The organism is Actinomadura sp. 9N407 (assembly GCF_044326315.1).
Lineage (GTDB): Bacteria > Actinomycetota > Actinomycetes > Streptosporangiales > Streptosporangiaceae > Spirillospora.
In genome coordinates this window covers 47,412-69,110 of sequence record NZ_JBIRAW010000044.1, presented here as the reverse complement: position 1 = coordinate 69,110, position 21,699 = coordinate 47,412, and the positions used below count along the sequence as shown (strand labels likewise).

Below are 21,699 nucleotides of genomic sequence, written 5' to 3'. Positions count from 1 at the left end.
TGTGGGGCGGCCATACCGATCTCGGGGGGTGTGTGGAGATCACCGGCCGGGGGTGGGACGATGGGCGCGCCATGTCACCGCAGCCGCCGCGTCCCCTGTTCCGGGCCTCCCGGGCGGTGGTCTTCACCACCGTCTGCGTGACGCTGGCGACCCTCGGGCACGCGCTGACCTCCACCACCACGGTCCCCTCCTGGGCGATCGTGGCCGGCTTCGGCGGGGTCCTCGCGGTGACGCTGGCGCTGGCGGGCCACGAGCGTTCGCTGCCGACCGTCCTCGGCGGGCTGCTGGGCGGCCAGTTCGTCCTGCACAGCCTGTACGCGGGCGCCTCGTCCACCGGCGGGCATCACGCGCCCGCCGAGATCGCCGGCCACGAGTCGGGTACGGCGATGACGCTCGCCCACATCGGCGCGGCGGTCGTCTCGGCCTGGTGGCTGCGGCGCGGTGAACGGGCCGCCTGGTCCCTGGCGCGGCGGATCGCCGAGCGCCCCGCGCGGCTGCTGCTCACGATCGAACCCGTCACCGTGCCACCCCGTACACCCCGGGTGACGGTGGCGGAGATCACGACGGGTCCGGCCGGCCGGATCCTGCGGCACCAGGTCGTACGGCGCGGGCCGCCACGGCGTTCGAGGGCGCTCGCGTACGGCTGAACGGGCCGTACGAGGAGTGCCGTACGCCACCGGACGCGCGCCCATTCCCGGCGCGTCCGGCATGAACCCGTACGCCTCGAATTCCGTACGCCTCGAACGGAGAATCCCCATGTCCAGGGACATGTCCAGGCGCGCCCGCAGGGCCGCCGCACTCGCCTCGCTGACCGCCGTCTCGATCGTCGGCCTGGCCTCCGGCGCCGCCGCCCACGTCACCGCCAACCCCCGTACCGCCGAGCAGGGCTCGTTCACCAAGGTCTCCTTCCGGGTCCCGAACGAGCGGCCCAATGCCGGGACCACCAAGCTGGCGATCGAGATGCCGGCCGGCCACCCGATCGAGCACGTGTCGGTACGGGCCGTTCCCGGCTGGACGGTCAAGGTCGAGCGCGCCAAGCTCGAGGCGCCGGTGAAGACCGACGGCGGCGAGATCACCGAGGCCGTCTCCCGGATCGTCTGGACGGGCGGCGAGATCGAGACGGGCCGGTTCGAGGAGTTCGACGTCTCGATGGGCCCGCTGCCCACCAACGTCGACCAGGTACTGTTCAAGGCCGAGCAGACCTACTCCAACGACGAGGTCGTGAAGTGGGATCAGGACCCGGGCGACGGGACGAACGAGCCCGAGCATCCGGCGCCGGTCCTCAAGCTCACCCCCAAGGGCACCGCCCCGGCCGCTACCGGGATGGTCGCCACGAGCGCCAAGACACCCGCGTCCGCCGCGTCCGCTGACGACGGTACGGCCCGGCTGGTCGGCGGCCTGGGGCTGGCCGCCGGTGTGATCGGAATCGGGATCGGCGGCTTCGGCCTCTCCCGTACCAGGCGGCAGGCATGAGCAGGAAGGCGGTCATGGGCAAGGAGGCAGGCATGAGCATCAGGAAGATCGCAGTAGCGTTCACGCTGGTCGGAGCGATGCTCGGGCTGGGCGCCGCCCCCGCCTGGGCGCATGACTCCCTGAAGTCCTCCAACCCGGAGAAGGGCGCGCAGATCGCGTCGCCGAGCGAGATCGAACTGACCTTCACCGGGACCGTCCGCGTCCCGCGGATCGTGCTCACCGGCCCCGACGGCACCCGGCACGAGGCCGGAGCCGCGCAGGCGATCGACAACAAGGTCGCCCAGCCGGTGAAGGGGACGCTCGCGAACGGGGAGTACACGGTCGGCTGGCGCGTGGTGTCCAGCGACGGCCACCCGATCACGGGTACCTACACGTTCACGGTGAAGGGCTCGCCGGCGACGCAGACGGCACCGTCGGGCGCCGCCGCCCCCGCCCCCGCCGCTCCCGCCACGACGCAGGCGGCCGGCCAGGAAGAGGAGAAGGGCTCCTCGTCCGGCTGGCTGTGGATCGGTGTCGCCGCGCTGCTCATCGCGGCCATCGCGGGCGGCGTCGCCTGGGCCCGCCGGCCCACGCAGGACTGACCTGCCGGTCCCTCCTGGACCCGGGTTCCGGACCCGGTACCCGACTCGGGTGCCGGGTCCGGCCAACCCATCCCCAGACCGATGATTACTCGATTACATTGATGGCGCCAACTATGGATCGGGGCCGTGATCACATGATCGTCGAGTACATCCGCTACCGGATCGGCCGGCAGGACGCCGACGAGTTCGAGTCCGCCTACGCGCGCGCCGCCGTGTCCCTCGCCGCCGCACCCCAGTGCGTCGAGTACGAACTGTCCCGGTGCGTCGAAGAGCCCGAGTCGTACATCCTGCGCATCACCTGGACCTCCGCCGAGGACCACCTGCAGGGCTTCCGGGGCGGCGAGCACTTCCCCGCCTTCTTCGCCGAGATCCGCCCGTACGTGAAGCAGATCGAGGAGATGCGCCACTACGAGCGCACCCCCGTGCGCGGCGCGGGCGCGTCCGTTCCGAGCGTGTACGAGTGGGCGGGCGGCGGCGAGGCGTTCGAGCGGCTCACCGAGGCGTTCTACGCCCGGGTGCTCAAGGACGACCTGATCGGCCCGCTCTTCGCCCACATGGACCCGCACCATCCCGCGTTCGTCGCGATGTGGCTGGCGGAGGTCTTCGGCGGTCCCTCGCGCTACACCGGTGAACGTGGCGGCTACAGCAGCATGCTCTCCCACCACACGGACAAGGCCATCACCGAGCCGCAGCGCCGCCGCTGGGTCAGCCTGCTGATGGACGCCGCCGACGAGGTCGGCCTTCCCGACGACCCCGAGTTCCGCGCCGCCTTCTTCGGCTACATCGAATGGGGCACCCGCCTGGCGCTGTCCAACTCGCAGCTCGGCGCGACACCGCCGAAGCAGGCACCCGTCCCCAAGTGGGGCTGGGGCGTGGCACCCCCGTACATCCCCAGCCCCTGAGAACGGCGCGCCCGCCGCAAGGTGCTCGTCAGGCGGGCTTCTCGATGGCTTCGCGTACGGCCGGGACGATCTCCTGGGCCCAACGTCCGAGCGCGACGTCCAGGGGCGTGTCACCGGCCGGGAAGTAGGTGAAGCCCGACGCGCCGTGCTCGAGCACCGCGCCGGTGAGCTCCTCGATCCACTGCTCGGGCGAGCCGCCCTTCCAGCGGCCCTTGCCGTCGCGGGTGGCGGCGAGCGGGGCCGAGGTGATGCGGCCGGGCAGGTTGTAGACCGTGGCGATGTCCCCGGGATCGCGTCCCACCGCCCTCGCCGCGTCGTCGATGACCGGACGGGACTCGCGGTAGCGCGGGCTGAGCCAGTCGGCGGCGTGCCCGGGGATCCAGCCGTCGGCCACCCGGCCGGCGACGGCCAGCGACTTCGGCCCGACCGAGCCCGTCCACACCGGCGCGGCCGGGACCGGGGCGGGGTCGAGGGCCGTGACCTGGTAGAACTCGCCCTCGAACGTCACCGGGTCGCCGCCGCCGGACAGCGCCTTGACCAGCGTGATCGCCTCTTCGAGCGCCCGTACGGCCGCGCCCGGGCTCCAGCGCGGCACGCTCAGCCGGACGATGTCGTCCCAGAGCCCGCCGGCGCCCATCCCGAGCACGATCCGTCCGCCCGAGAGCGCGGACAGCGAGGTGATCGTGCGCGCCAGCATGGGCGCGGGGCGGCTGGGCAGGTTGGTGACGTTCGCCAGCCCCGCGATCCCGGTGGTCCGGCCGAGCACCATCCCGATGATCGCGTAGGCGTCCAGCCGGTCGCCGAAGTAGGGATGGTCGGAGACCGAGAACAGGTCGAGCCCCTGCTCGTCCGCCTGAACGGCGAGCCGCAGGGTCTCCTGCGCCGTGCCGATCGCGCTCCCGCCGCCGATTCCGAACAATGTCTTCCGTGCCTGCGTCATCTTGCTCCCCTTTCAGCGGGCGGCCGCTCCCGTACGGGCGAGCGCGGCCCAGAAGTTCGTCCTACGAATTTCTTGTCCTACTGCGACAACAACCGCACCCCCTGCCGTATTCTGGCCGAATGGGGAATTCTTCGGACGAGTCGATGAGCGTCGTTACCGCGCTCGTGCGGGCCTCCTTTCTGGTGGACGCCGTGTACGCCAAGTCGAGCCGCGAGCACGGGCTGACCCCGCAGCAGGGGCAGCTGCTCTGCGTGCTGATGGGCCAGCCGTACGGGATGAGCGAGCTGGGCGGGGTGCTGGGGCTGGCGAAGTCCAGCCTCACCGGCCTGGTGGACCGGACCGAGCGGCGCGGCCTCGTCCGGCGCGAGCCGGATCCGCAGGACGCGCGCGCGGTCCGCGTCACGCTCACCACCGAGGGCGACAAGCTGGCGGAGGAGTTCTACAACGAGACCTGCCGGCGGGTCGAACTGCTGCCGGCGAGCCTCGACGAGGCCGACCGCACCCGGCTCGCGGACCTGCTCAGCCGGGTCGTCCTCGACAACGAGGTGCCGATGGTCTTCCTGGACTGATCCCACGGCGGACGCTCAGCCGGTGCCGAAGAGTTCCACGAACAGTCCGGTGAACAGGTCCGCGCCCTTGTACTCGCTGACCGTCTCCGCCGGCAGCACCGCCGCGCCGTCTCCATCGGGCGAGGGTATCTGGCCGACGCCGCCGCCGGGGCCGAGCGGAAGCAGCACCGAGGGAACGGGCGACGGCCGGTAGACCGCCGTAGGCCGCTCGCCCCGCACCTGGGCGATGATGTTCTGCGCCACGACCTCGGCGTGCTGCATCGCGTACCCGGCCATCTTGGCCTCGTCGACGTCGGTGAGGTCTCCGAGCGCGTAGATGTGGCTGTGTCCCTCGACGCTGAGCGTCTCGGTCACCCGCACCTGCCCTCGTTCCGTACGCGAGACCAGGCCATCGAGGTAGCCGCCGTTGACGCTGACTCCGTGGCACCGGAACCAGATGTCCGCCGAGATCTCCTCGCCACCGGCGGTCACGGCGAAGGCCCCGGCACGTCCCGGCTCGGTGGACGGCTGCGCCGCGAGGGCGGTGCCCAGCCGCAGGTCCACACCGAGCGCGTCCAGCTGGCGGTGCAGGTCCTCGCGCATCTCCGCCTGGAAACCGGGGACCAGCAGGCCGGCCGGATCGACGATCGTCACGTGCTTGTCCGGCCACACCGCCTTGATCTCTCCGGCCAGCTCCAGCCCGACCGGCCCGGCCCCGGTGATCAGCACCCGGCCGGCCCCCGCGAGCTCCGCATGGGCGGCCCGGAGCCGTTCCAGCGCCTCGCCCGCCGAGTCGGTGTCCGTCTTGGCCGGGAACGGGTAGTCGGAGCCGGAGGCGAGAACGAGGTAGTCCGCGTCCACGTACTCTCCGGACGCCAGCGCCACGCCCTTGGGGTCCACCGAGGCGGCGCGGTCGCGAAGGACCGTACCGCGCTCGAGCAGCCTGTCGTACGGAAAGAAGATGTTGCCCGCCCAGTCCGGCTGCACCAGCGCGCGCAGCGACCCGGCGGAATGGACGAACGCGTCCCTGGGCTCGATGAGCACGACATCCGTCTCCGCGTCCAGTGCCTTGGCGACCGCGGCGCCTCCGTACCCTCCGCCGATGACCGCAACCGTACGTCCCATACCGTCCACCTCTTCATTCGTGACACGAACTATCCAGGCCGACCCTAGTAGTTCGTGACACGAACTGCAATCCCGGAATCCGGATCTCCCGCCACCCGCGAACTCCGATCGCCCGGACGGCGCCGCCCCGTACGGCACAGGGCGAGCAGCGCGAGGAGCCCGGCGGACGCGGCGACGGCCAGGCCCGCTCGCATGCCGGACGGGGCGTACCCCGACACCGCCCACGAGGTCGTCGCGAGCGCCGGGCCCAGCGAGAAACCGAGCTGGCGGGCCAGGCTCTGGGCGGCCCCGGCCGTACCGGACAGGGTTTCGGGAGCCTGCGTCATGACCAGGGTGAACGCGGGGCCGGCGAAGATCCCCGTACCGATTCCGGCGACGGCCAGCCGCCAGGCCAGATCCACCGGCCGCCAATCGGCGCCCAGTGGGATGAGCAGCAGCGTTCCCGCCGTGGTCACGAGGACGCCCAGGAAGGCGGTACGGGCGGCGCCCCAGCGGTCGCCGAGGAGGCCGCCGACCGGGCCCGCCGCCACCATGCCGAGCGGGAACGCGAGGATCACCGCACCGGCCGCGGCGGCGGACAGGCTCAGCACGCGCTGCAGGTAGAACGGCGCCAGGAACTCGATCATCGAGATGGCCAGCGCGTTCAGCAGCACGGCGAGGACCGGCGCGGACACGCCCGGTACCCGCGTCAGGTCGCGGAACGGGCGGCTCGGCTCACTTCGCCACCAGGCGAGGACGGGCGGTACGGCGAGCAGCGCGAGGGCGAGCCAGCCGAGGCCGTGCCCGGCACTGAGCGACAGGCCGATCAGAAGGGCCGCGGTCGCCGCCGTGAGCAGCGCGGTCTCGGTGAGGAACGAGCGACCGGGACGGCGCGGGAGCCGGTCCGCGGGCATCTGCGCGAGCGCGATCCCGATCACCAGCAGGCCGACCGGGACGTTCAGGTAGAAGATCCACGGCCAGCCCCACGTGCCGGTGACGAGTCCCCCGACGGCGGGGCCGCTGACCGCGCCGAGCGGGCCGAAGGTCATGACCAGCGCGGACGCCCGGCCGACGTAGGCGGGCCGGACCGCCCGGGTCGTGATCATCGGGATCAGGGCGAACAGCACCCCGGCGAACGCGCCCTGCACGATCCGGGCCCCGACCAGCACGGACAGGCTGGGCGCGGCCCCGGCCGCGAGGCTGGCGAGCGTGAACCCGCCCACCGCCACGATCAGCGTCGAGCGCGGTCCGGCCCGGTCGAGCAAGCGGCCGGCGGGCAGCGTGAGGGCGATCAGCGGCAGCAGGTAGCCGAGGACGACCCATTCGGTGGCGGCGGTCCGGACGCCGAAGTCCCGTTCGAGCGCGGGCAGGGCCACCGCGACGACGCTGGTGTCGAGCGTCGCCATGAACACGACCAGGGCGGTCCCCGCCACCAGCCACCAGCGGTTCTTCATCCGCACACCTCCATAACTACACAGCATGTGTAGAAGAAAATACACATGCTGTGTAGTTAAGTGCAACGGCCCGCGGCCTGGGAACATGGCCGGCATGGTCACCGAGCCCCGGAACGCGCGAAGCCGCCGCTCGCGCGCCGCGCTGCTGCGAGCCGCCCGGGAGCTCGTCGAGAGCGAGGGCGTCACCGCCGTCACCATGGCCGCCGTCGCCGAACGGGCCGGCGTCACCCGGCGCGCGGTCTACCTGCACTTCGCCTCGCGCGCCGAGCTGATCAGCGCACTGTTCGACTACGTCAACGAGGTCGAGGACATCCAGGGCAGGTTCGACCCGATCGGGGACGCGCCCGACGCGGTCACGGCCCTGGACGAGTTCGCGCGGCGGCACGCGGAGTTCATGCCGCGCATCCTGGCGGTGGCCCGGGCCGTCGAACGCGTCGCGCCCACCGATCCGGACGCCGCCCGGCACTGGGAGACCGCCATGTACTGGCGGTACGAGACCAACCGCGCACTCATCAGGCGGCTGGACGAGGAAGGCGTGCTCGCCCAAGGCTGGACGGTCGACACCGCCGCCGACATGCTGCTCGCGCTCATCTCCAACGGAGTCAGCCACACGCTCCTGGTGGAACGCGGCTGGACCGCCGCGCAAGTGGGCGAGCACATGGCGCGATTGCTCCGATCCACCTTCGTCGAACCGGGGTAGGTCACATCTACCTCCGTTAGGGGGTGGCGCGAGGACGTGGCCGTGGCCAACGATCCTTGTGACCGGTGTAGCCGTGGGGCTAACAAGGCTAACGAGGAGGACTCATGGCGGCAGTCGAGTTCCGCGCGGCTCGCGACTTCTTGCTCGCCCATCGCGAGGACTACGCGACCGCGTACGAGAAGTTCAGATGGCCGGTGCTGACCGGCTTCAACTGGGCGCTGGACTGGTTCGACAAGCTGGCCGAGGACAACGACGAACCCGCGCTGTGGATCGTCGAGGAGGACGGTTCGGAGGCGCGCTACTCGTTCGCGGACATGGCGCGGCGCTCCGACCAGGTGGCCAACCGGCTGCGTGCGGCCGGGGTACGGCGCGGTGACCGGATCATCCTCATGCTCGGCAACCAGGTCGAGTTGTGGGAGACGATCCTGGCCGCGATGAAGCTGGGTGCGGTGCTCATCCCCACCACGACGCTTCTGGGTACGGCCGATCTCAAGGACAGGCTCGCTCGGGGTTGTGCGCGCCATGTCGTGGTCGATTCCGCCGAGACGGGCAAGTTCGACGACGTCCCAGGGGACTACACCCGGATCGCTGTAGGCGATGAGGTCGAGGGGTGGCTGCGTTACGCGGACGCCTACGACGCCGATACGCACTTCACGCCGTACGGCATCACGTTCTCCAGCCACACGCTGCTGCTGTACTTCACCTCCGGTACGACCGCCCGTCCCAAGTTGGTGGAACACACCCACGCGAGCTACCCGGTCGGGCATCTGTCCACGATGTACTGGATCGGCCTACGCCCCGGGGACGTGCACCTCAACATCTCGTCGGCGGGGTGGGCCAAGCACGCCTGGAGCAACGTCTTCGCACCCTGGAACGCCGGTGCGTGCGTCTTCATCTTCAACTACACGCGCTTCGACGCCGACCGGCTGCTGAACGAGCTGGAACGCTGCGGCGTCACCAGCTTCTGCGCACCGCCGACCGTCTGGCGGATGCTCATCCAGGCCGACCTGTCGCGGCTGTCCACCCCGCCCCGCGAGGTCGTCGCCGCCGGCGAGCCGCTCAACCCCGAGGTCATCGAACGGGTCAGGGACGCGTGGGGCGTGACGATCCGGGACGGCTTCGGGCAGACCGAGACGACCGTCCAGATCGCCAACTCTCCCGGCCAGAAGGTCAAGCCCGGCTCGATGGGACGGCCCGCGCCCGGTTACCGGGTCACGCTCGTCGACCCGATCAGCGGCGAGCCGGCCGAGGAGGGCGAGATCTGCCTCGACCTCGGCGACGACCGCCCGCTCGGGCTGATGACCGGATACCACGGCGACGAGGACCGTACCGAGCAGGCGATGGCGGGCGGCCGCTACCACACCGGCGACATCGGCTCCGTGGACGAGGACGGCTACATCACGTACGTGGGCCGCGCCGACGACGTCTTCAAGGCCTCCGACTACAAGATCTCCCCGTTCGAGCTGGAGAGCGTGCTGATCGAGCACGAGGCCGTGGCCGAGGCGGCGGTGGTGCCGTCGCCCGATCCGGTCCGGGCCGCGGTGCCCAAGGCGTACGTGACGCTCGCGGCGGGCTGGGAGCCGGACGCGGCCACCGCCGCCGCGATCTTCGAGCACAGCCGGGCCCAGCTGTCGGCGTTCAAGCGGATCCGGCTGCTGGAGTTCGGCCCGCTGCCCAAGACGATCTCCGGCAAGATCCGCCGGGTCGAGCTGCGGGCCGGCGAGGCCGGCAAGCATCCCGATCCGTCCGCCCGGCCCGAGGGCGAGTTCCGGGAGGACGAGCTGCGATGAGCCTGTCCTACGCCTCCGGAACCTCGGCCGTACCGCTGCTGGGCGAGACCATCGGCGCCAACCTGTCCCGTACGGTCGCCTCCTTCGCCGACCGGGACGCGCTGGTCGAGTACGCATCCGGCCGCCGCTGGTCGTACGACCATCTCGCCGCCGAGATCGACACGGTCGCGCTCGGCCTGCTGGACCTCGGCGTCGGCAAGGGCGACCGGGTCGGGATCTGGGCACCCAACTGCGCCGAGTGGATCTTCGTCCAGTACGCGACGGCCCGGATCGGCGCGATCCTGGTCAACATCAACCCCGCGTACCGCGTGCATGAGCTGGAGTTCGTGCTCGACCAGGCCGGCATCCGCACGCTGGTGGCCGCGCCGGCCGCGTTCAGAAACGGAGCCAAGATCTCCGACTACGCGGCGATGATCGAGGAGGTCCGCCCGAAGACGCCGGGGCTGCGCGACGTCCTCCTCATCGGCCAGGCCTCATGGGACGACCTGATGGCCCGGGGCCGAGCCGGTGACCGCACGCGCCTGGCCGCGCTGGAGACCGGACTCAGCGCCGACGACCCCATCAACATCCAGTACACGAGCGGCACGACCGGGTTCCCCAAGGGCGCCACGCTCTCGCACCACAACATCCTCAACAACGGCTTCTTCGTCGGCGAGATGTGCGGCTACGACGAGGAGGACCGGGTCTGCGTCCCGGTGCCCTTCTACCACTGCTTCGGCATGGTCATGGGCAACCTGGCGGCCACCAGCCACGGCTCCTGCATCGTGATCCCGGCCCCCGCGTTCGACCCGCGCGCCACCCTGGAGGCCGTGGCGGCCGAGCAGTGCACGTCCCTGTACGGCGTCCCCACGATGTTCATCGCCGAACTGAACGACGACTCGTTCGGCGACCATGACCTGTCGTCGCTGCGTACCGGCATCATGGCCGGGTCGCCCTGCCCGGTCGAGGTGATGAAGCAGGTCATCGAACGGATGGGGATGGCCGAGGTGACCATCTGCTACGGCATGACCGAGACCTCGCCGGTCTCCACCCAGACCCGCGCCGGCGACTCGCTCGACCGCCGCGTCTCGACGGTCGGGACCGTCCATCCGCACCTGGAGATCAAGGTCATCGACCCGGAGACGGGCGTGACCGTCCCGCACGGGACGCCCGGCGAGTTCTGTACCCGCGGCTACTCGGTCATGCTGGGCTACTGGGACCAGCTGGACAAGACAGCCGAATCCATCGACGCCGCCCGCTGGATGCACACCGGCGACCTGGCCGTGATGGACGCCGAGGGCTATGTCAACATCACCGGCCGGATCAAGGACATGGTCATCCGCGGCGGCGAGAACGTCTACCCGCGCGAGGTCGAGGAGTTCCTCTACACCCATCCCGACATCGTGGACGCGCAGGTCATCGGCGTACCGGACGAGAAGTACGGCGAGGAGCTGATGGCGTGGATCCGGCTCCGCCCCGGCGCCGAGCCGCTGACCGCCGAGGCGCTGCGCGAGTTCTGTACGGGCCGGCTGGCCCACTTCAAGATCCCCCGCTACCTCCACCACGTCGACGACTTCCCGATGACCGTCACCGGCAAGGTGCGCAAGGTCCAGATGCGCGCCGAGTCGGTCGAGCTCCTCGGCCTGGGCGACACGGCCGCCACCCGCCACGCGTGATCCCGACCCCTCTCCCAATAACGGCACGGCCCCCTTTCTAACCGCTCTTCCGGCAGGCATGCTGCTGGTCATGGGTGACGACGCGGGGGCCGTGCGGACGGCCGTGCTGTCGCTCCAGCGCTCGACCGGGCTCCCGATGGTGTTCGGCGGCGCGCTGGGCGGCCGCGACCGGATGCGCATCACCGAGCTGGTCGGCGGCACCACCGGCTCGCTCGACGGCCTGGTCGTCCGGCGCAATTCCGGCCTGGGCGGCAAGGCCATGGCGCTGCTCCGTCCCGTCTGGGTCAGCGACTACCCGCGCGCCTCGACGATCAGCCACGACTACGACGCGCCGGTGGCCGACGAGGGCCTGCTCTCGATCGTCGCGGTACCGATCGTGGTCCGCCGCAACGTCCGGGGCGTCCTGTACGGGGCGCTGCGCGAGCCGCTCTCGCTCGCCGACCGGGTGGTGTCCATGGCCATGCAGGCGGCCCGCGACCTGGAACAGGACCTCGCCGTACGCGACGAGGCCGATCAGGCCCTCGCCCGCCTGCCCGTCCCGGCCGCAGGCCCTGCCTCGCGCTCCGGCTCGGCCCGCTGGGAGGAGGTCCGGGCCGTCCACGCCGAGCTGCGCGGCCTCGCCGACCAGATCACCGACCCCGGCGTACGGGCCCGGCTCCTGCACGCCTCGTCCCGCCTGGCCGCCGCCGGCCGCGAGGGCACCCCGGCTCCCTCAGGCCGCGAGGGCGCCCCGGCTCCTTCCGGGCCGCCGCTCTCCCCGCGCGAGCTGGACGTCCTCTCGTACGTGGCGATCGGCTGCACCAACGCCGAGGCCGCCCAGCGGCTCGGCCTGCTGCCCGCCACGGTGAAGAGCTACCTGAAGTCGGCCATGCGCAAGCTGAACAGCCACACCCGCATGGAAGCCGTTGCCGACGCCCGCCGAGCCGGCCTGCTCCCCTGAGCACTCCTAGACCATCGGCTGGACCATCAGAACCAGGTCCTGATGAGGTCGACCACGACCGGGCATTCCGCGTCCGCGTCGTCCACGACGGGGATCAGCGTCCATTTGTCGAAGGCCGTGCAGGGGTGGGACAGGCCGAGCCGCACGATGTCGCCTACCTCGACGTCCGCGTCCCTGAGGAACGCGTGCTGGTCGTTGAGGGCCGTCACGCGCGCGCTTGCGACAGGGCTCGGACCGGCACCGCGTACGAGTTGGGGCTCCGGCATCCCCTCGTCGAAGGGAAGGTCGCGTTTGCCCGCGTCCAGGAGCGCCAGCTTGGGCTCGGGCCTAGAGACCACACGCGCCCAGCCATGCATCGCGGACCGCAATCGCGCATCGTCGTCGCCACTGGGGGCGGCGCCACGGACGAAGGGGGAGATCTGCCGGTAGAAGCCGTCGTCATGCGCGATGTAGGCACCCGAGCGGAGCACCACCTGGCCGCCGAAGTCGCCCAGTATCTCGACGACCTGGTCGAAGAACGCGCTACCGCCCGCCGTCACGATCGGCTCGTCCGTCTCGTACGGGAGGCGGCCGTGCAGGTCCGCCAAGCGGCGCAGGTACGTGTCGACCGCCGCGAGCCCTTCCTTGGACGAGTCGTGCGCGAGCGCGCCCTCGTAACCTCCTGACCCCACCAGGCGTAGCGTCGGGGCCTTGCGGACGGCTTCGGCTACGGCTACGGCTTCGCTCTTGTCTCGGGCGCCCGTACGGCCATGGGGCCCACCGAGTTCTACGCAGACGTCCACCTGACGCTGCGCGCGCGCCGCCCGCAGTGCCTCGTCCATCAGTTCAGCGGAACGGACGGAGTCCACCCAGGAGATGAACTCGAATTCCGGGTGCTCTTCAAGCTCTGTGGACAGCCAGGCCAAACCGGCCGGGTCGAGCAGCGCGTTGGCGAGCAGTACGCGGCGTACACCGAAGGCACGCGCCACACGCAACTGCGGAAGGTTGGCCAGCGTGATGGCCCAGCACCCCGCCTCCAACTGCCGGCGCCACAACTGCGGGGCCATGGTGGTCTTGCCGTGCGGCGCGAGCCGTACACCGGCAGCCTCGGTCCACCCGGCCATCACGCGCAGGTTGTGTTCGAGCGCGCCCGCGTCGAGCGTCATCAGCGGCGTGCCGTACTCGTCGAGCGGCCGCCTGGCCCGCGCGTGCTCCCGTACGGTCGAGCCGTGCGCGGAAGCCGGGACGGACTTGAAGCGCCAGTCGAGGATCTCCTCGCCGAGCGCGTCGACGGCCTCGTCATCGATCACTGGAATGACCTCCTACGTTGCAGATGTGACTCACCAGACGATGGTCGGACTCACTAGGCGATGGTCACACGCGATCGCGGGTATCGGCCATCCGGCGATCGCGGCCTCAAGCCTCATCGGCCTCATGCGGGGGCGCCGCCGTTCAGCCGTCCGGTCGCCACCAGTTCCAGCGTGATGAGCGCGGCGGTCGACTGGATCGCCAGCAGCCCGACCAGGACCAGCAGCTGGGTCGCCCCCGCCTCGACCGGGTCGGCGCCGCCCAGCAGCACGCCCACGAACGCGCCGGGCAGCGTGACGAGCCCGACCGTACGGGTCTGGTCCACGATCGGGATCAGCGCCAGCGCGGCCGCCGGGCGGCACACCTCCAGCGCGGCGTCCCGGGGCATCAGGCCGAGCGCCAGACCGCCCTCGTACTCGCCGCGCCGCGTGCGCAGCTCGTCCAGCGCGCGGCGGCCGGTCAGCGCGGTCGCGGTCATCGCGCCGCCGATGAAGATCCCGGCGATCGGCAGCACCGCGACGGGACGCGCCGGGACGAGCGTCGTGGCCATCAGCAGAGCCATCACCGGTACCACCCCGGCGACGATCGGCGCCGCCGTCCACCAGGCGCGGCGCCGTACGGTACCGGTGATGCGGCGGCCGGACGTACCGGACGCGACCACGACCATCACGGCGATGAACGCGGCGGTCCAGCCCGCGCTGCGCAGCACCGCCGCGATGAGCAGCGACACCACCGCCAGCTGCACGGTCGCCCGCGCCGCCGCGACCAGCATCTCCCGCGACAGGCCGAACCCGCCGAGCCGTACGAGCAGGGCCGCGGCGGAGGCGAGGGCGAGCAGGACCAGGCCCAGCGTCGGGCCGACGGCGGGAGCCGCGTTCATGTCCTGGTTCTCCCCCGTTCCCTGTCGATCTCCCCGGATCCCCGCCGATCTCCCGGGTCCGTGTCGATCTTCCGGGCCGGCCCCTGTCGATCTTCGCGGGCCCCTGCCGGTCTCCCGGAACCCTGTGATCATCCCGGTTCACCGGATCAGCGACGACAATTCAACGGATTGTGATCGTTTTGGCCGCGTTGGCCCCGTCAGCCCCGATAGCGTGGGGCTTGTGGGGGAAATCGATTCGAGCCTCGCGTCCCGCCGCAAGGCTCTCTGGTTGATAGGCGCGGCCGGTCTCGTCGCGCTGGGCGCCGACAGCGCGGGTGCGGCGACCACGCCCCGTACGGCTCCTCCCGGGACGCCGCTGCGGCTGCGTCCCGCCGTGCTTCCGGCACCCAAGCCGACGCCCAAGCCCACACCGAAACCCCGTCCGGCGCCGTGGAGCCCGGCCCCCCTCACCGCGCTGAAGCCCGGCGAGCCCATCCGCCATCTAGCGGAACTCGTCCCGCCGGCGCCGCCGAACACGATCGCGCTGACGATCGACGACGGCCCGCACCCCGAGTACACGCCGAGGGTCCTGGACCTCCTGGCCGAGCACCAGGTGCACGCGACGTTCTTCATCATCGGCGAGCAGATCAAGGACAACGCCAAGCTCGTCGAGCGGATCGCGGCGGACGGCCACCAGATCTGCAACCACACGATGACGCATCCGATCGCGTTCGACGACGTGTCGAAGAAGCGGCTGAAGACGGAGATCGCCGAGCCGCACGACCTGATCGCGCAGACCACGCAGATCGTCCCGACGCTCTTCCGCGCGCCGGGCGGCGCCTGGTCGCCCGCCGTCCTGGACGCCGTCGCCGAGCACGACATGCTGCCCATCGACTGGGCGGTCGACCCGCGCGACTGGGCCCGGCCGGGCGCCGCCAGGATCCGCAAGGCGCTCACCAAGAGCAAGGCCGGCGACATCCTCCTCGTCCACGACGGCGGCGGCGACCGTGCCCAGACCGTCAGTGCCCTCCGCGCCGCCATCCCCAGGCTGAAGAAGAAGGGCCTGTCCTTCGTCGCCCTCTAGGGGCGCTCGCGGCCCTCGCCGGTGACATGGCGATGGTGTAGCCAGCTACACCCCCGTTCCGGGTTCCGGGCACACTGTGCTCGGCACGGATCCGCCGGAGACTGGAGTCCGTACGATGGACGAGGTACGGAGGCACCGGTGAATGGCGAACCGACCAGGCAGAACTGGCTGATGGAACGGGTCCGGGCACCCTGGCGCGGGCTGGGCCTGTGGCTGCTCTCGATCCCGGCGATCTTCGTGGCCGGGCTGCTCAACAGCACGCTGTCGATGGTCAGCATCGGTTTCGGCGTGCTGCTGGTGCCGATGGTGATGCCCCTGGTGCGGAAGATGACCGACGCGTACCGGAGCCGGATCACCGAGTGGACCGGCCACCGGATCGAGCGTCCCTACCTGCCGGAAGCACCGGAGGAGGCCACCGAGACAGGGTCGGCGCTGCAGTTGCGGCGGTTCCAGCGGCTCATCGCCGATCCGGCCACCTGGCGCGATCTCGGCTGGCTGGTGGCCGACCCGATCGTGTCGGTGTTCACCGCGGCGCTGCCCGGGCTAATGATCCTGTACGGATTCTGGGGCTGGAACCTGACTCTGTGGGCCGGCGGTGTCATCGGTGACCTCGGCGGTAACGAGTGGTACACGTTCATCCAAGTGAACGAGGACTACACGAGCCATCCGGCGCGGATGGTCGGGACCGCGGTGCTCGGCACGGTGTTCATGGTGGCCGGCTTCCTGCTCGGCCCGACGATGCTGGACGTGTACGGGAAATGGGGCCGTACGCTGCTCGGCCCCACCGAGAAGTCGCGGCTGGCACTGCGCGTCCGGCACCTCACCGAGAGCCGTTCCGAGGCCGTGGACGCGTCGGCCGCCGAGCTGCGCCGGATCGAGCGCGACCTGCACGACGGCGCGCAGGCCCGGCTGGTCGCGATGGGCATGAGCCTCGGCGCGATCGAGCACCTGCTGGACAAGGACCCGGCCAAGGCCCGGCTGCTGCTGGCCGAGACCCGCGCGTCGTCCGCCAAGGCACTGGCCGAGCTGCGCGACCTGGTCCGCGGCATCCACCCGCCGGTGCTCGCCGACCGCGGCATCGGCGACGCGGTACGGGCCCTCGCGCTCGACCATCCGCTTCCGGTCGAGGTGACCGTCGACCTGCCGAGCCGTCCCGAACCTCCGGTGGAGTCGGCCGTGTACTTCGCGGTGTGCGAGATGCTCACCAACACGGCCAAGCACTCCGGCGCGCAGCGGGTCTGGGTCGACCTCGGCCACCGCGGCGACATGATCCAGGTCAGCGTCACCGACGACGGGCAGGGCGGCGCCACCCTGGAAGGCGGTACGGGGCTGCGCGGGATCGAGCGGCGCATCGGTACATTCGACGGCGTGCTCGCCCTGAGCTCTCCCCCGGGCGGCCCGACCATCGTGACCATGGAGGTTCCGTGCCTGCTGCCCTCGTCCCCCCAGGTGTGAGTTCGGAACGGGCCCGCTGATGCGCGTCGTCTTGGCCGAGGACCTGGCCCTCCTTCGGGAGGGCCTGGTCAGTCTCCTGGAGGCGAACGACTTCCAGATCGCGGCGGCCGTCGACAACGGGCCCTCCCTGCTGAAGGCGTTGCTCGACCACCGCCCGGACGTGGCGGTGGTCGATGTACGTCTGCCGCCCTCGTTCACCGACGAGGGCCTGCAAGCGGCACTGGAGGCACGCCGCCAGGTGCCGGGGCTACCCGTACTGGTGCTGTCGCAGTACGTGGAGCAGCTGTACGCCCAGGAACTGCTGGCCGACGGCACCGGCGGGATCGGCTACCTGCTGAAGGACCGGGTCTTCGACGCCGCGCAGTTCGTGGACGCGATACGCCGGGTCGCGGCCGGCGGTACCGCGATGGACCCGGAGGTGATCTCGCGACTCGTGGCACGGAACACGAAACAGGAACCGCTGGGACGGCTCACCCCACGCGAACTGGAAGTGCTGGAGCTGATGGCCCAGGGACGTACCAACGCGGCCATCGCCCAGCAGCTCGTCGTCACCGAACGGGCGATCACCAAGCACACCGCCAACATCTTCGGAAAGCTCGGCTTGGCGGTCTCGGACGACGACAACCGCCGCGTTCTCGCCGTACTGGCCTACCTCAACCGCTGAGCCCCCAGAACGCGCCCTTGAGCCCCACCTCACGGAAGTACTCGGCGGCCTCGGCCGGCTCCCTGCGGCGGTAGCCATGGTCGAGACGTCCGGCGTACCAGTGCCGTGCCATGCGCCAGAGTGTGGGCAGGTCCATGACGTAGCCGCGCTCGTTGCCCGTACGCAGGAGCCAGCCCTCCACGCACGCCTCGTCGCAGAACAACCGCTGGTGCCCGCACGTGTGGACGACGTCGTCCCACATATGGGCGACCGGGACGAGGAAGTGCGCGACCTGCTTCCCATCTGGTGGCGCCTCCCGGGTGACGTTCCATGCGTGCGGGGTGCCGCAGCCAGGGCAACGCGTGGAAACGAGCACCTCGGGCTCGTCCGGCAACAGATGCGGTAGGGCGAAGGAGTCCCAAGCACACCCGCCCCACCACAGCGTGGACGCCCCCATGACCGCGAAGCCCAACGGCACGGACGTGAACGGATGCGCCATGAGCACCCGGTCGTCGTCATCGAGCGCGACATGCCGCTGCCGATGAAGCTCTCGCAGCCCGCCCCGAATGTCCCCGTCGCTCGCCCCGAACCGTTCCGTCAGCTCCGCCACATCGGGAGCCCGCCCCGTACGTGCGAACGACCCGTAGACCGCGACCCGAAGATCCTCAACGTCCATCTCAGAGTCCTTTCACACAACCCACCCCTCCACAAGCCTTCTTCGCGGAAAGTACTTGCCGAACTGGAAAGTAGTTGCCACACTCGCAAGAAGCACCTACGACGGAAGGCCACCATGGACAACACAAGCGCGGCGGCGGCGCTGGCCAGAGCAGCGAACCTGCGGGCCTCGGTGGAGCACGGCTCGCGCTGGCTGATCCGCTACCAGCTCGTGTACGGGGCCGCCGCGTTCATCAGCGTGCTGCTGCTCGGCCTCATCAGCGGCCCGGCCGGCGTCGCGGTCAGCACCGGAGTGTGGGTGGTCACGATCATCCTGCTGTCGGTCTACGCCGTACGGCAGCCGGTCGCGCACCGCGGCATGGGCCTCCGGCACGGCATCATGATCGGCTCCTGGGCCCTGATCTACTCGGCCGTGCTCGTCCCCGGCATCACCTGGTTCGAGGGCGAGCTCGCCTGGTGGCTCCCGGGAGCGGTGGCCGTCGCCGTACCGGCCCTGCTGATGGCCTACCTGACCGCACGCCGGGCGGCCCGGCGATGAACCACCCCCGCCATGGCCTGGACGAGGTCATCCACGCACCGGTCAGGTTCTCCATCATGGCGACGCTGGCCGCCGCCGAGAAGGCCGAGTTCGCCTACGTCCGCGACACCATCGAGGTCAGCGACTCGGTCCTGTCCAAGCAGACCGCCACGCTGGAGAAGGCCGGCTACGTCAAGGTGAGCAAGGGATACGTGGGCAAACGCCCCCGCACCTGGCTCTCACTCACCGCACCGGGACGCCGCGCGTTCGAGGCCCACTGCAATGCACTCCGCACCATCGCCGAGCAGGCCACCACGACCCGCGACACCGCCTGACGTCGGCCTGACACCGTCCTTGTCCCAGCCGTGGGCTTCGCCATCGTCCGCGATCCGCCCGCCGGCCCTGGCCCGAGTCATCGAAGCCCGAGTGATCGACCCCCGCTGCAGCCGGGGCGGCACCGTGGACAAGTCGCGGTATCACTCTTGCCAAAACGCGATTTCGGGCTATCACGGTCCGCAGATGGTGAATTATCTTGCCTGGCAAGATAAGCCCTTCTGGAGGGCCGCCATGACGTGGATCTTGGTTCTGCTGTGCCTGGCGATCGCGGGCCGGGAGCTCTACCTGGCGTTCGACCGCAAGCGCCCGGCCGGTTCGGCCCCCGAGCTCGACGACATCCGCACCCGGCTGAGCGCGCTGACGAGCACCCGCGACGAGCTCGAGCGATTCCGCTCCCTCCACCGCGAGCAGGCCGAGCGGCTCGCGACCACCCAGGCCGAGCAGGCCGAGTCGCTCGGCGAGACCGACGCCCGGATCCGGTCGCTGATCACGCAGATCAACGACCGGATGCTCCCCGAGGTCAACACCCGGCTCTCCCAGCAGCGCGAGGCCGCCGACCACCTGACCACCGAGGTCGCCCAACTCCGCGACCACCTCATCGGCCGGCTCGACCAGGCCGTCGCGACCTCCCTCGGCTCCGTCCCGGTCGACACCATCGCCGGCGCCCTCAGCCCCGGCCCCCTTACCCCGACCCCACCCAGCACAGGCACTCACAGCACAGGCTCGTCCAACACGGGCCGGCCCAACGCGGACCCGCCCAGCACAGGCTCGTTCACCACGGGCGACCGGACCGGCGAGCCGCGCACCGACCTCGCTTACGCGTACGAACTGTTCGCAGGCCGATACGGGCTACGCGTCGAACTGACCGACCCCGCCGCGTACAAGGTGGCCCCCAGTGACGAACCGGAGTCCGGCCAGCTGCGCTACTACCTCTCCGGCGCAAGCCCCCGAAGCCTCGAAAGCGACTTCCTCGCCCTGCTCCACCAGCTGAGCACGATCCGCCGGGACCACCCGGAGACCCGGCTGGACGACCTGGGTACCGAGATCGAGGCCGCCGGAGTCCTGCTGGACGCCCTCCACCAGACGGAACGAGCCGGCGCACAGATCGGCCCACTCGTCATCGTCCGTACAGCCGACGCCCTCCTCTGCGGCGTCCTGCCCCTTGCCGAACTACGCAAGACCGAACCCGCCGCCCTGGTAGCCGACCCCTCCAGCACAGCCGCCCGTCTGCGCACCCTCCCCCCAAGCCGCTTCCACGACGCGACCCGCCACGCCCCGCCCTGAAACAGGCTCGGAGTGCAGCAAAGGCCGAGCGGAAGGAACGCGTCGTCCATATGAAGTCGGAGTCGAGTTAGGGCCTGTCTCACAGCGGCCTCAGCCACCGCGCGAGCGCGTTACCTGGCCGGTGAGGCGATGCCGAAGGCGAGCCTCACCGGCCAGATCGCGAAGCGATGCCGCGCTCGCCAAGGCACGGTCAGGGGTGCGAGCCGCCAGGCGAGTGCCCCTGAGCCGGGTCTTAGAAACGAGGCGCCCGGCGTTCCAGGAAGGCGGTCACTCCCTCGTCCATGTCGCCGTCGGCGGCGTGCGCCTTGTCGAGCCAGGTGCGGATCTTCGGGTCCGCGTCGGCACCGGCCACGAGGGTGTCGACGATGTCCTTCGTGGCCTGCTGGGTGAGCAGCGAGCGGGTGGCCAGGGTCGCGGCGAAGGCGGTGACGCGGTCGGTCAGGTCGCCCGGCGGGACGATCTCGTCCAGCAGGCGAATCCGCAGTGCGTGGTGGGCATCGATGAGGTCTGCGGAGTAGAGAAGGTACTTGGCGGCCGACCCGCCGACCTGGCGGACCAGCCGCCGCGTGGCCGAGCCGGGGTAGACGATGCCGAGCCGGGCGGGGGTGATCCCGAAGCGGGCGTCCTCGGCGGCGAACCGCAGGTCGCAGGCCAGGGCGAGCTGGCAGCCGCCGCCGACGCAGAAGCCCTCGATCGCGGCGATGGTGGGCTTGGGGAACGCGGCCAGGGCCTCTTCCGCGATCGTGGAGGGGTGGCTCTGGCCGCGCCGGCGGATCTCCTCGAGTTCGCCGATGTCCGCCCCGGCGGAGAAGGTGCCGCCCGCGCCGGTGAGCACCACGGTCCGGACGCCGGGGTCGGCGGTGAACGTGTCGAGCAGCTCCGGAAGCCGCCGCCACATGGCCTCGCTCATGGCGTTGCGCTTGTCCGGCCGGTCGATCGTGATCGTTCCGACGCCGCCGGCGACCTCACCGCGCAGCCACTGCTCAGCGGCCATCCCGCCCCCTTATTGTCGATGCGCCGTCATCGTACGAGGGGCGTGCCCGGCGAACCGACGCCGCCCCGCCGGTCGATCGCCCCGAACCCTGGGATGGCGGCGTGGTTCCGGGCCCTGGGATGGCGGCGTGGTTCCGGCCGGACGGTTCGCCGGGTGGTGTCCGCGAGTGCAGGCTTCGTCGCGGTACGGGTCATCGGAGACCGTGCTGGATGTCGTACGGCGTCCGTACGATGCCGGTGATGTTCAAGGTCTCGGCCACCCCGGCGGGAACCCCGGCCGTCGATCGGGAGTCATACGGGGTGTCAGAGAACGGACCGGGGGCTCTTCGAGGGGGATCGTTCAATGGACGACCGGCGGGTACGGATCGCCGGACGGCGGGAATGCGGAACGGCCGTTGTGTGCTGTACTGTCGTGGTAGCGCCTTGTTGTTTCCGCCACCTATCGATTGGGCGGTGAGGGGCGTTTCTACCCCGCCCGG

The 21,699-nt window shown here is 70.8% G+C and carries 22 protein-coding genes; 15 read left to right on the top strand and 7 right to left on the bottom strand.

Annotation, left to right across the window (positions count from 1 at the left end; all coding sequences use genetic code 11):
- The first annotated feature begins 71 nt into the window (after positions 1 to 71).
- From ACH34Q_RS42330 to ACH34Q_RS42315, 4 genes are all read left to right on the top strand, one after another.
- On the top strand, positions 72 to 647 hold the full coding sequence (locus tag ACH34Q_RS42330; protein WP_395988865.1) for a hypothetical protein: 576 nt from the start codon (positions 72 to 74) through the stop codon (positions 645 to 647).
- Positions 648 to 756: 109 nt separating this feature from the next.
- Positions 757 to 1,473 carry a YcnI family protein gene (locus tag ACH34Q_RS42325; RefSeq protein WP_395988864.1) on the top strand — a complete coding sequence of 239 codons (717 nt, stop codon included), beginning with the start codon at positions 757 to 759 and terminating at the stop codon, positions 1,471 to 1,473.
- A gap of 32 nt (positions 1,474 to 1,505) precedes the next feature.
- Positions 1,506 to 2,054: a copper resistance protein CopC gene (locus ACH34Q_RS42320; RefSeq protein WP_395988863.1), complete on the top strand. Its 549-nt coding sequence runs from the start codon at positions 1,506 to 1,508 to the stop codon at positions 2,052 to 2,054.
- 134 nt (positions 2,055 to 2,188) lie between these two features.
- Entirely contained in the window at positions 2,189 to 2,956 is a 768-nt protein-coding gene (locus tag ACH34Q_RS42315) for a group II truncated hemoglobin (RefSeq protein WP_395988862.1), read from the top strand.
- 28 nt (positions 2,957 to 2,984) lie between these two features.
- On the opposite strand, the gene ACH34Q_RS42310 is transcribed toward ACH34Q_RS42315, so the two are convergent.
- Entirely contained in the window at positions 2,985 to 3,896 is a 912-nt protein-coding gene (locus ACH34Q_RS42310) for an LLM class flavin-dependent oxidoreductase (RefSeq protein ID WP_395988861.1), read from the bottom strand.
- Between the two features lie 119 nt (positions 3,897 to 4,015).
- Here ACH34Q_RS42310 and ACH34Q_RS42305 point away from each other — a divergent pair, with 119 nt between their 5' ends.
- Positions 4,016 to 4,465: a MarR family winged helix-turn-helix transcriptional regulator gene (locus ACH34Q_RS42305; RefSeq protein ID WP_395988860.1), complete on the top strand. Its 450-nt coding sequence runs from the start codon at positions 4,016 to 4,018 to the stop codon at positions 4,463 to 4,465.
- A gap of 15 nt (positions 4,466 to 4,480) precedes the next feature.
- On the opposite strand, the gene ACH34Q_RS42300 is transcribed toward ACH34Q_RS42305, so the two are convergent.
- Both ACH34Q_RS42300 and ACH34Q_RS42295 read right to left on the bottom strand, forming a co-directional pair.
- Positions 4,481 to 5,569, bottom strand: a complete 1,089-nt coding sequence (locus ACH34Q_RS42300) for an NAD(P)/FAD-dependent oxidoreductase (RefSeq protein ID WP_395988859.1) — start codon at positions 5,567 to 5,569, stop codon at positions 4,481 to 4,483.
- 44 nt (positions 5,570 to 5,613) lie between these two features.
- Positions 5,614 to 7,002 (bottom strand): MFS transporter, encoded by a 1,389-nt coding sequence (locus ACH34Q_RS42295; protein WP_395988858.1) that lies wholly within the window; start codon positions 7,000 to 7,002, stop codon positions 5,614 to 5,616.
- 94 nt (positions 7,003 to 7,096) lie between these two features.
- Here ACH34Q_RS42295 and ACH34Q_RS42290 point away from each other — a divergent pair, with 94 nt between their 5' ends.
- The 4 genes from ACH34Q_RS42290 to ACH34Q_RS42275 all read left to right on the top strand — a co-directional run bounded on the left by ACH34Q_RS42290 (position 7,097) and on the right by ACH34Q_RS42275 (position 12,087).
- Positions 7,097 to 7,702 (top strand): TetR/AcrR family transcriptional regulator, encoded by a 606-nt coding sequence (locus ACH34Q_RS42290; protein WP_395988857.1) that lies wholly within the window; start codon positions 7,097 to 7,099, stop codon positions 7,700 to 7,702.
- 104 nt (positions 7,703 to 7,806) lie between these two features.
- A complete protein-coding gene (locus tag ACH34Q_RS42285) occupies positions 7,807 to 9,492 on the top strand; it encodes an AMP-binding protein (protein ID WP_395988856.1) in 1,686 nt (561 codons plus the stop codon).
- The gene (locus ACH34Q_RS42280) at positions 9,489 to 11,147 is read left to right on the top strand and encodes an AMP-binding protein (RefSeq protein ID WP_395988855.1); all 1,659 of its coding nucleotides are present in this window, start codon (positions 9,489 to 9,491) and stop codon (positions 11,145 to 11,147) included. The genes ACH34Q_RS42285 and ACH34Q_RS42280 overlap by 4 nt, the downstream gene beginning before the upstream one ends.
- 70 nt (positions 11,148 to 11,217) lie before the next feature.
- Positions 11,218 to 12,087 (top strand): LuxR C-terminal-related transcriptional regulator, encoded by an 870-nt coding sequence (locus ACH34Q_RS42275; protein WP_395988854.1) that lies wholly within the window; start codon positions 11,218 to 11,220, stop codon positions 12,085 to 12,087.
- A gap of 26 nt (positions 12,088 to 12,113) precedes the next feature.
- On the opposite strand, the gene ACH34Q_RS42270 is transcribed toward ACH34Q_RS42275, so the two are convergent.
- A complete protein-coding gene (locus tag ACH34Q_RS42270) occupies positions 12,114 to 13,376 on the bottom strand; it encodes an amino acid deaminase (RefSeq protein ID WP_395988853.1) in 1,263 nt (420 codons plus the stop codon).
- A gap of 122 nt (positions 13,377 to 13,498) precedes the next feature.
- The gene (locus ACH34Q_RS42265) at positions 13,499 to 14,254 is read right to left on the bottom strand and encodes an ABC transporter permease (RefSeq protein ID WP_395988852.1); all 756 of its coding nucleotides are present in this window, start codon (positions 14,252 to 14,254) and stop codon (positions 13,499 to 13,501) included.
- Positions 14,255 to 14,474: 220 nt separating this feature from the next.
- On the opposite strand from ACH34Q_RS42265, the gene ACH34Q_RS42260 reads away from it, so the two are divergent.
- The 3 genes from ACH34Q_RS42260 to ACH34Q_RS42250 all read left to right on the top strand — a co-directional run bounded on the left by ACH34Q_RS42260 (position 14,475) and on the right by ACH34Q_RS42250 (position 17,436).
- A complete protein-coding gene (locus ACH34Q_RS42260; RefSeq protein ID WP_395988851.1) occupies positions 14,475 to 15,317 on the top strand; it encodes a polysaccharide deacetylase family protein in 843 nt (280 codons plus the stop codon).
- 138 nt (positions 15,318 to 15,455) lie between these two features.
- Positions 15,456 to 16,772, top strand: a complete 1,317-nt coding sequence (locus tag ACH34Q_RS42255) for a sensor domain-containing protein (RefSeq protein WP_395988850.1) — start codon at positions 15,456 to 15,458, stop codon at positions 16,770 to 16,772.
- Between the two features lie 19 nt (positions 16,773 to 16,791).
- Positions 16,792 to 17,436 carry a LuxR C-terminal-related transcriptional regulator gene (locus tag ACH34Q_RS42250; protein ID WP_395988849.1) on the top strand — a complete coding sequence of 215 codons (645 nt, stop codon included), beginning with the start codon at positions 16,792 to 16,794 and terminating at the stop codon, positions 17,434 to 17,436.
- Here the strand turns inward: ACH34Q_RS42250 and merB are convergent.
- Positions 17,426 to 18,091: an organomercurial lyase gene (gene merB / locus ACH34Q_RS42245; protein ID WP_395988848.1), complete on the bottom strand. Its 666-nt coding sequence runs from the start codon at positions 18,089 to 18,091 to the stop codon at positions 17,426 to 17,428. The two genes, ACH34Q_RS42250 and merB, sit on opposite strands and share 11 nt — an antisense overlap.
- Positions 18,092 to 18,205: 114 nt before the next feature.
- On the opposite strand from merB, the gene ACH34Q_RS42240 reads away from it, so the two are divergent.
- From ACH34Q_RS42240 to ACH34Q_RS42230, 3 genes are all read left to right on the top strand, one after another.
- Positions 18,206 to 18,628 (top strand): hypothetical protein, encoded by a 423-nt coding sequence (locus tag ACH34Q_RS42240; RefSeq protein ID WP_395988847.1) that lies wholly within the window; start codon positions 18,206 to 18,208, stop codon positions 18,626 to 18,628.
- Positions 18,625 to 18,942 (top strand): winged helix-turn-helix domain-containing protein, encoded by a 318-nt coding sequence (locus tag ACH34Q_RS42235; protein WP_395988846.1) that lies wholly within the window; start codon positions 18,625 to 18,627, stop codon positions 18,940 to 18,942. Before ACH34Q_RS42240 ends, ACH34Q_RS42235 begins: the two co-directional genes overlap by 4 nt.
- A gap of 232 nt (positions 18,943 to 19,174) precedes the next feature.
- A complete protein-coding gene (locus tag ACH34Q_RS42230; protein ID WP_395988845.1) occupies positions 19,175 to 20,227 on the top strand; it encodes a hypothetical protein in 1,053 nt (350 codons plus the stop codon).
- A gap of 232 nt (positions 20,228 to 20,459) precedes the next feature.
- Here the strand turns inward: ACH34Q_RS42230 and ACH34Q_RS42225 are convergent, their stop codons facing one another.
- The gene (locus tag ACH34Q_RS42225) at positions 20,460 to 21,221 is read right to left on the bottom strand and encodes an enoyl-CoA hydratase/isomerase family protein (RefSeq protein WP_395988844.1); all 762 of its coding nucleotides are present in this window, start codon (positions 21,219 to 21,221) and stop codon (positions 20,460 to 20,462) included.
- Positions 21,222 to 21,699: the final 478 nt, after the last annotated feature.

What these genes read in the sequence shown, in the direction of transcription:
- ACH34Q_RS42330 (WP_395988865.1), top strand. Translation starts at nt 72, where the DNA reads ATGTCACCGCAGCCGCCGCGTCCCCTGTTCCGGGCCTCCCGGGCGGTG.
- ACH34Q_RS42325 (WP_395988864.1), top strand. Translation starts at nt 757, where the DNA reads ATGTCCAGGGACATGTCCAGGCGCGCCCGCAGGGCCGCCGCACTCGCC.
- ACH34Q_RS42320 (WP_395988863.1), top strand. Translation starts at nt 1,506, where the DNA reads ATGAGCATCAGGAAGATCGCAGTAGCGTTCACGCTGGTCGGAGCGATG.
- ACH34Q_RS42315 (WP_395988862.1), top strand. Translation starts at nt 2,189, where the DNA reads ATGATCGTCGAGTACATCCGCTACCGGATCGGCCGGCAGGACGCCGAC.
- ACH34Q_RS42310 (WP_395988861.1), bottom strand. Translation starts at nt 3,896, where the DNA reads ATGACGCAGGCACGGAAGACATTGTTCGGAATCGGCGGCGGGAGCGCG.
- ACH34Q_RS42305 (WP_395988860.1), top strand. Translation starts at nt 4,016, where the DNA reads ATGGGGAATTCTTCGGACGAGTCGATGAGCGTCGTTACCGCGCTCGTG.
- ACH34Q_RS42300 (WP_395988859.1), bottom strand. Translation starts at nt 5,569, where the DNA reads ATGGGACGTACGGTTGCGGTCATCGGCGGAGGGTACGGAGGCGCCGCG.
- ACH34Q_RS42295 (WP_395988858.1), bottom strand. Translation starts at nt 7,002, where the DNA reads ATGAAGAACCGCTGGTGGCTGGTGGCGGGGACCGCCCTGGTCGTGTTC.
- ACH34Q_RS42290 (WP_395988857.1), top strand. Translation starts at nt 7,097, where the DNA reads ATGGTCACCGAGCCCCGGAACGCGCGAAGCCGCCGCTCGCGCGCCGCG.
- ACH34Q_RS42285 (WP_395988856.1), top strand. Translation starts at nt 7,807, where the DNA reads ATGGCGGCAGTCGAGTTCCGCGCGGCTCGCGACTTCTTGCTCGCCCAT.
- ACH34Q_RS42280 (WP_395988855.1), top strand. Translation starts at nt 9,489, where the DNA reads ATGAGCCTGTCCTACGCCTCCGGAACCTCGGCCGTACCGCTGCTGGGC.
- ACH34Q_RS42275 (WP_395988854.1), top strand. Translation starts at nt 11,218, where the DNA reads ATGGGTGACGACGCGGGGGCCGTGCGGACGGCCGTGCTGTCGCTCCAG.
- ACH34Q_RS42265 (WP_395988852.1), bottom strand. Translation starts at nt 14,254, where the DNA reads ATGAACGCGGCTCCCGCCGTCGGCCCGACGCTGGGCCTGGTCCTGCTC.
- ACH34Q_RS42250 (WP_395988849.1), top strand. Translation starts at nt 16,792, where the DNA reads ATGCGCGTCGTCTTGGCCGAGGACCTGGCCCTCCTTCGGGAGGGCCTG.
- merB (WP_395988848.1), bottom strand. Translation starts at nt 18,091, where the DNA reads ATGGACGTTGAGGATCTTCGGGTCGCGGTCTACGGGTCGTTCGCACGT.
- ACH34Q_RS42240 (WP_395988847.1), top strand. Translation starts at nt 18,206, where the DNA reads ATGGACAACACAAGCGCGGCGGCGGCGCTGGCCAGAGCAGCGAACCTG.
- ACH34Q_RS42235 (WP_395988846.1), top strand. Translation starts at nt 18,625, where the DNA reads ATGAACCACCCCCGCCATGGCCTGGACGAGGTCATCCACGCACCGGTC.
- ACH34Q_RS42230 (WP_395988845.1), top strand. Translation starts at nt 19,175, where the DNA reads ATGACGTGGATCTTGGTTCTGCTGTGCCTGGCGATCGCGGGCCGGGAG.
- ACH34Q_RS42225 (WP_395988844.1), bottom strand. Translation starts at nt 21,221, where the DNA reads ATGGCCGCTGAGCAGTGGCTGCGCGGTGAGGTCGCCGGCGGCGTCGGA.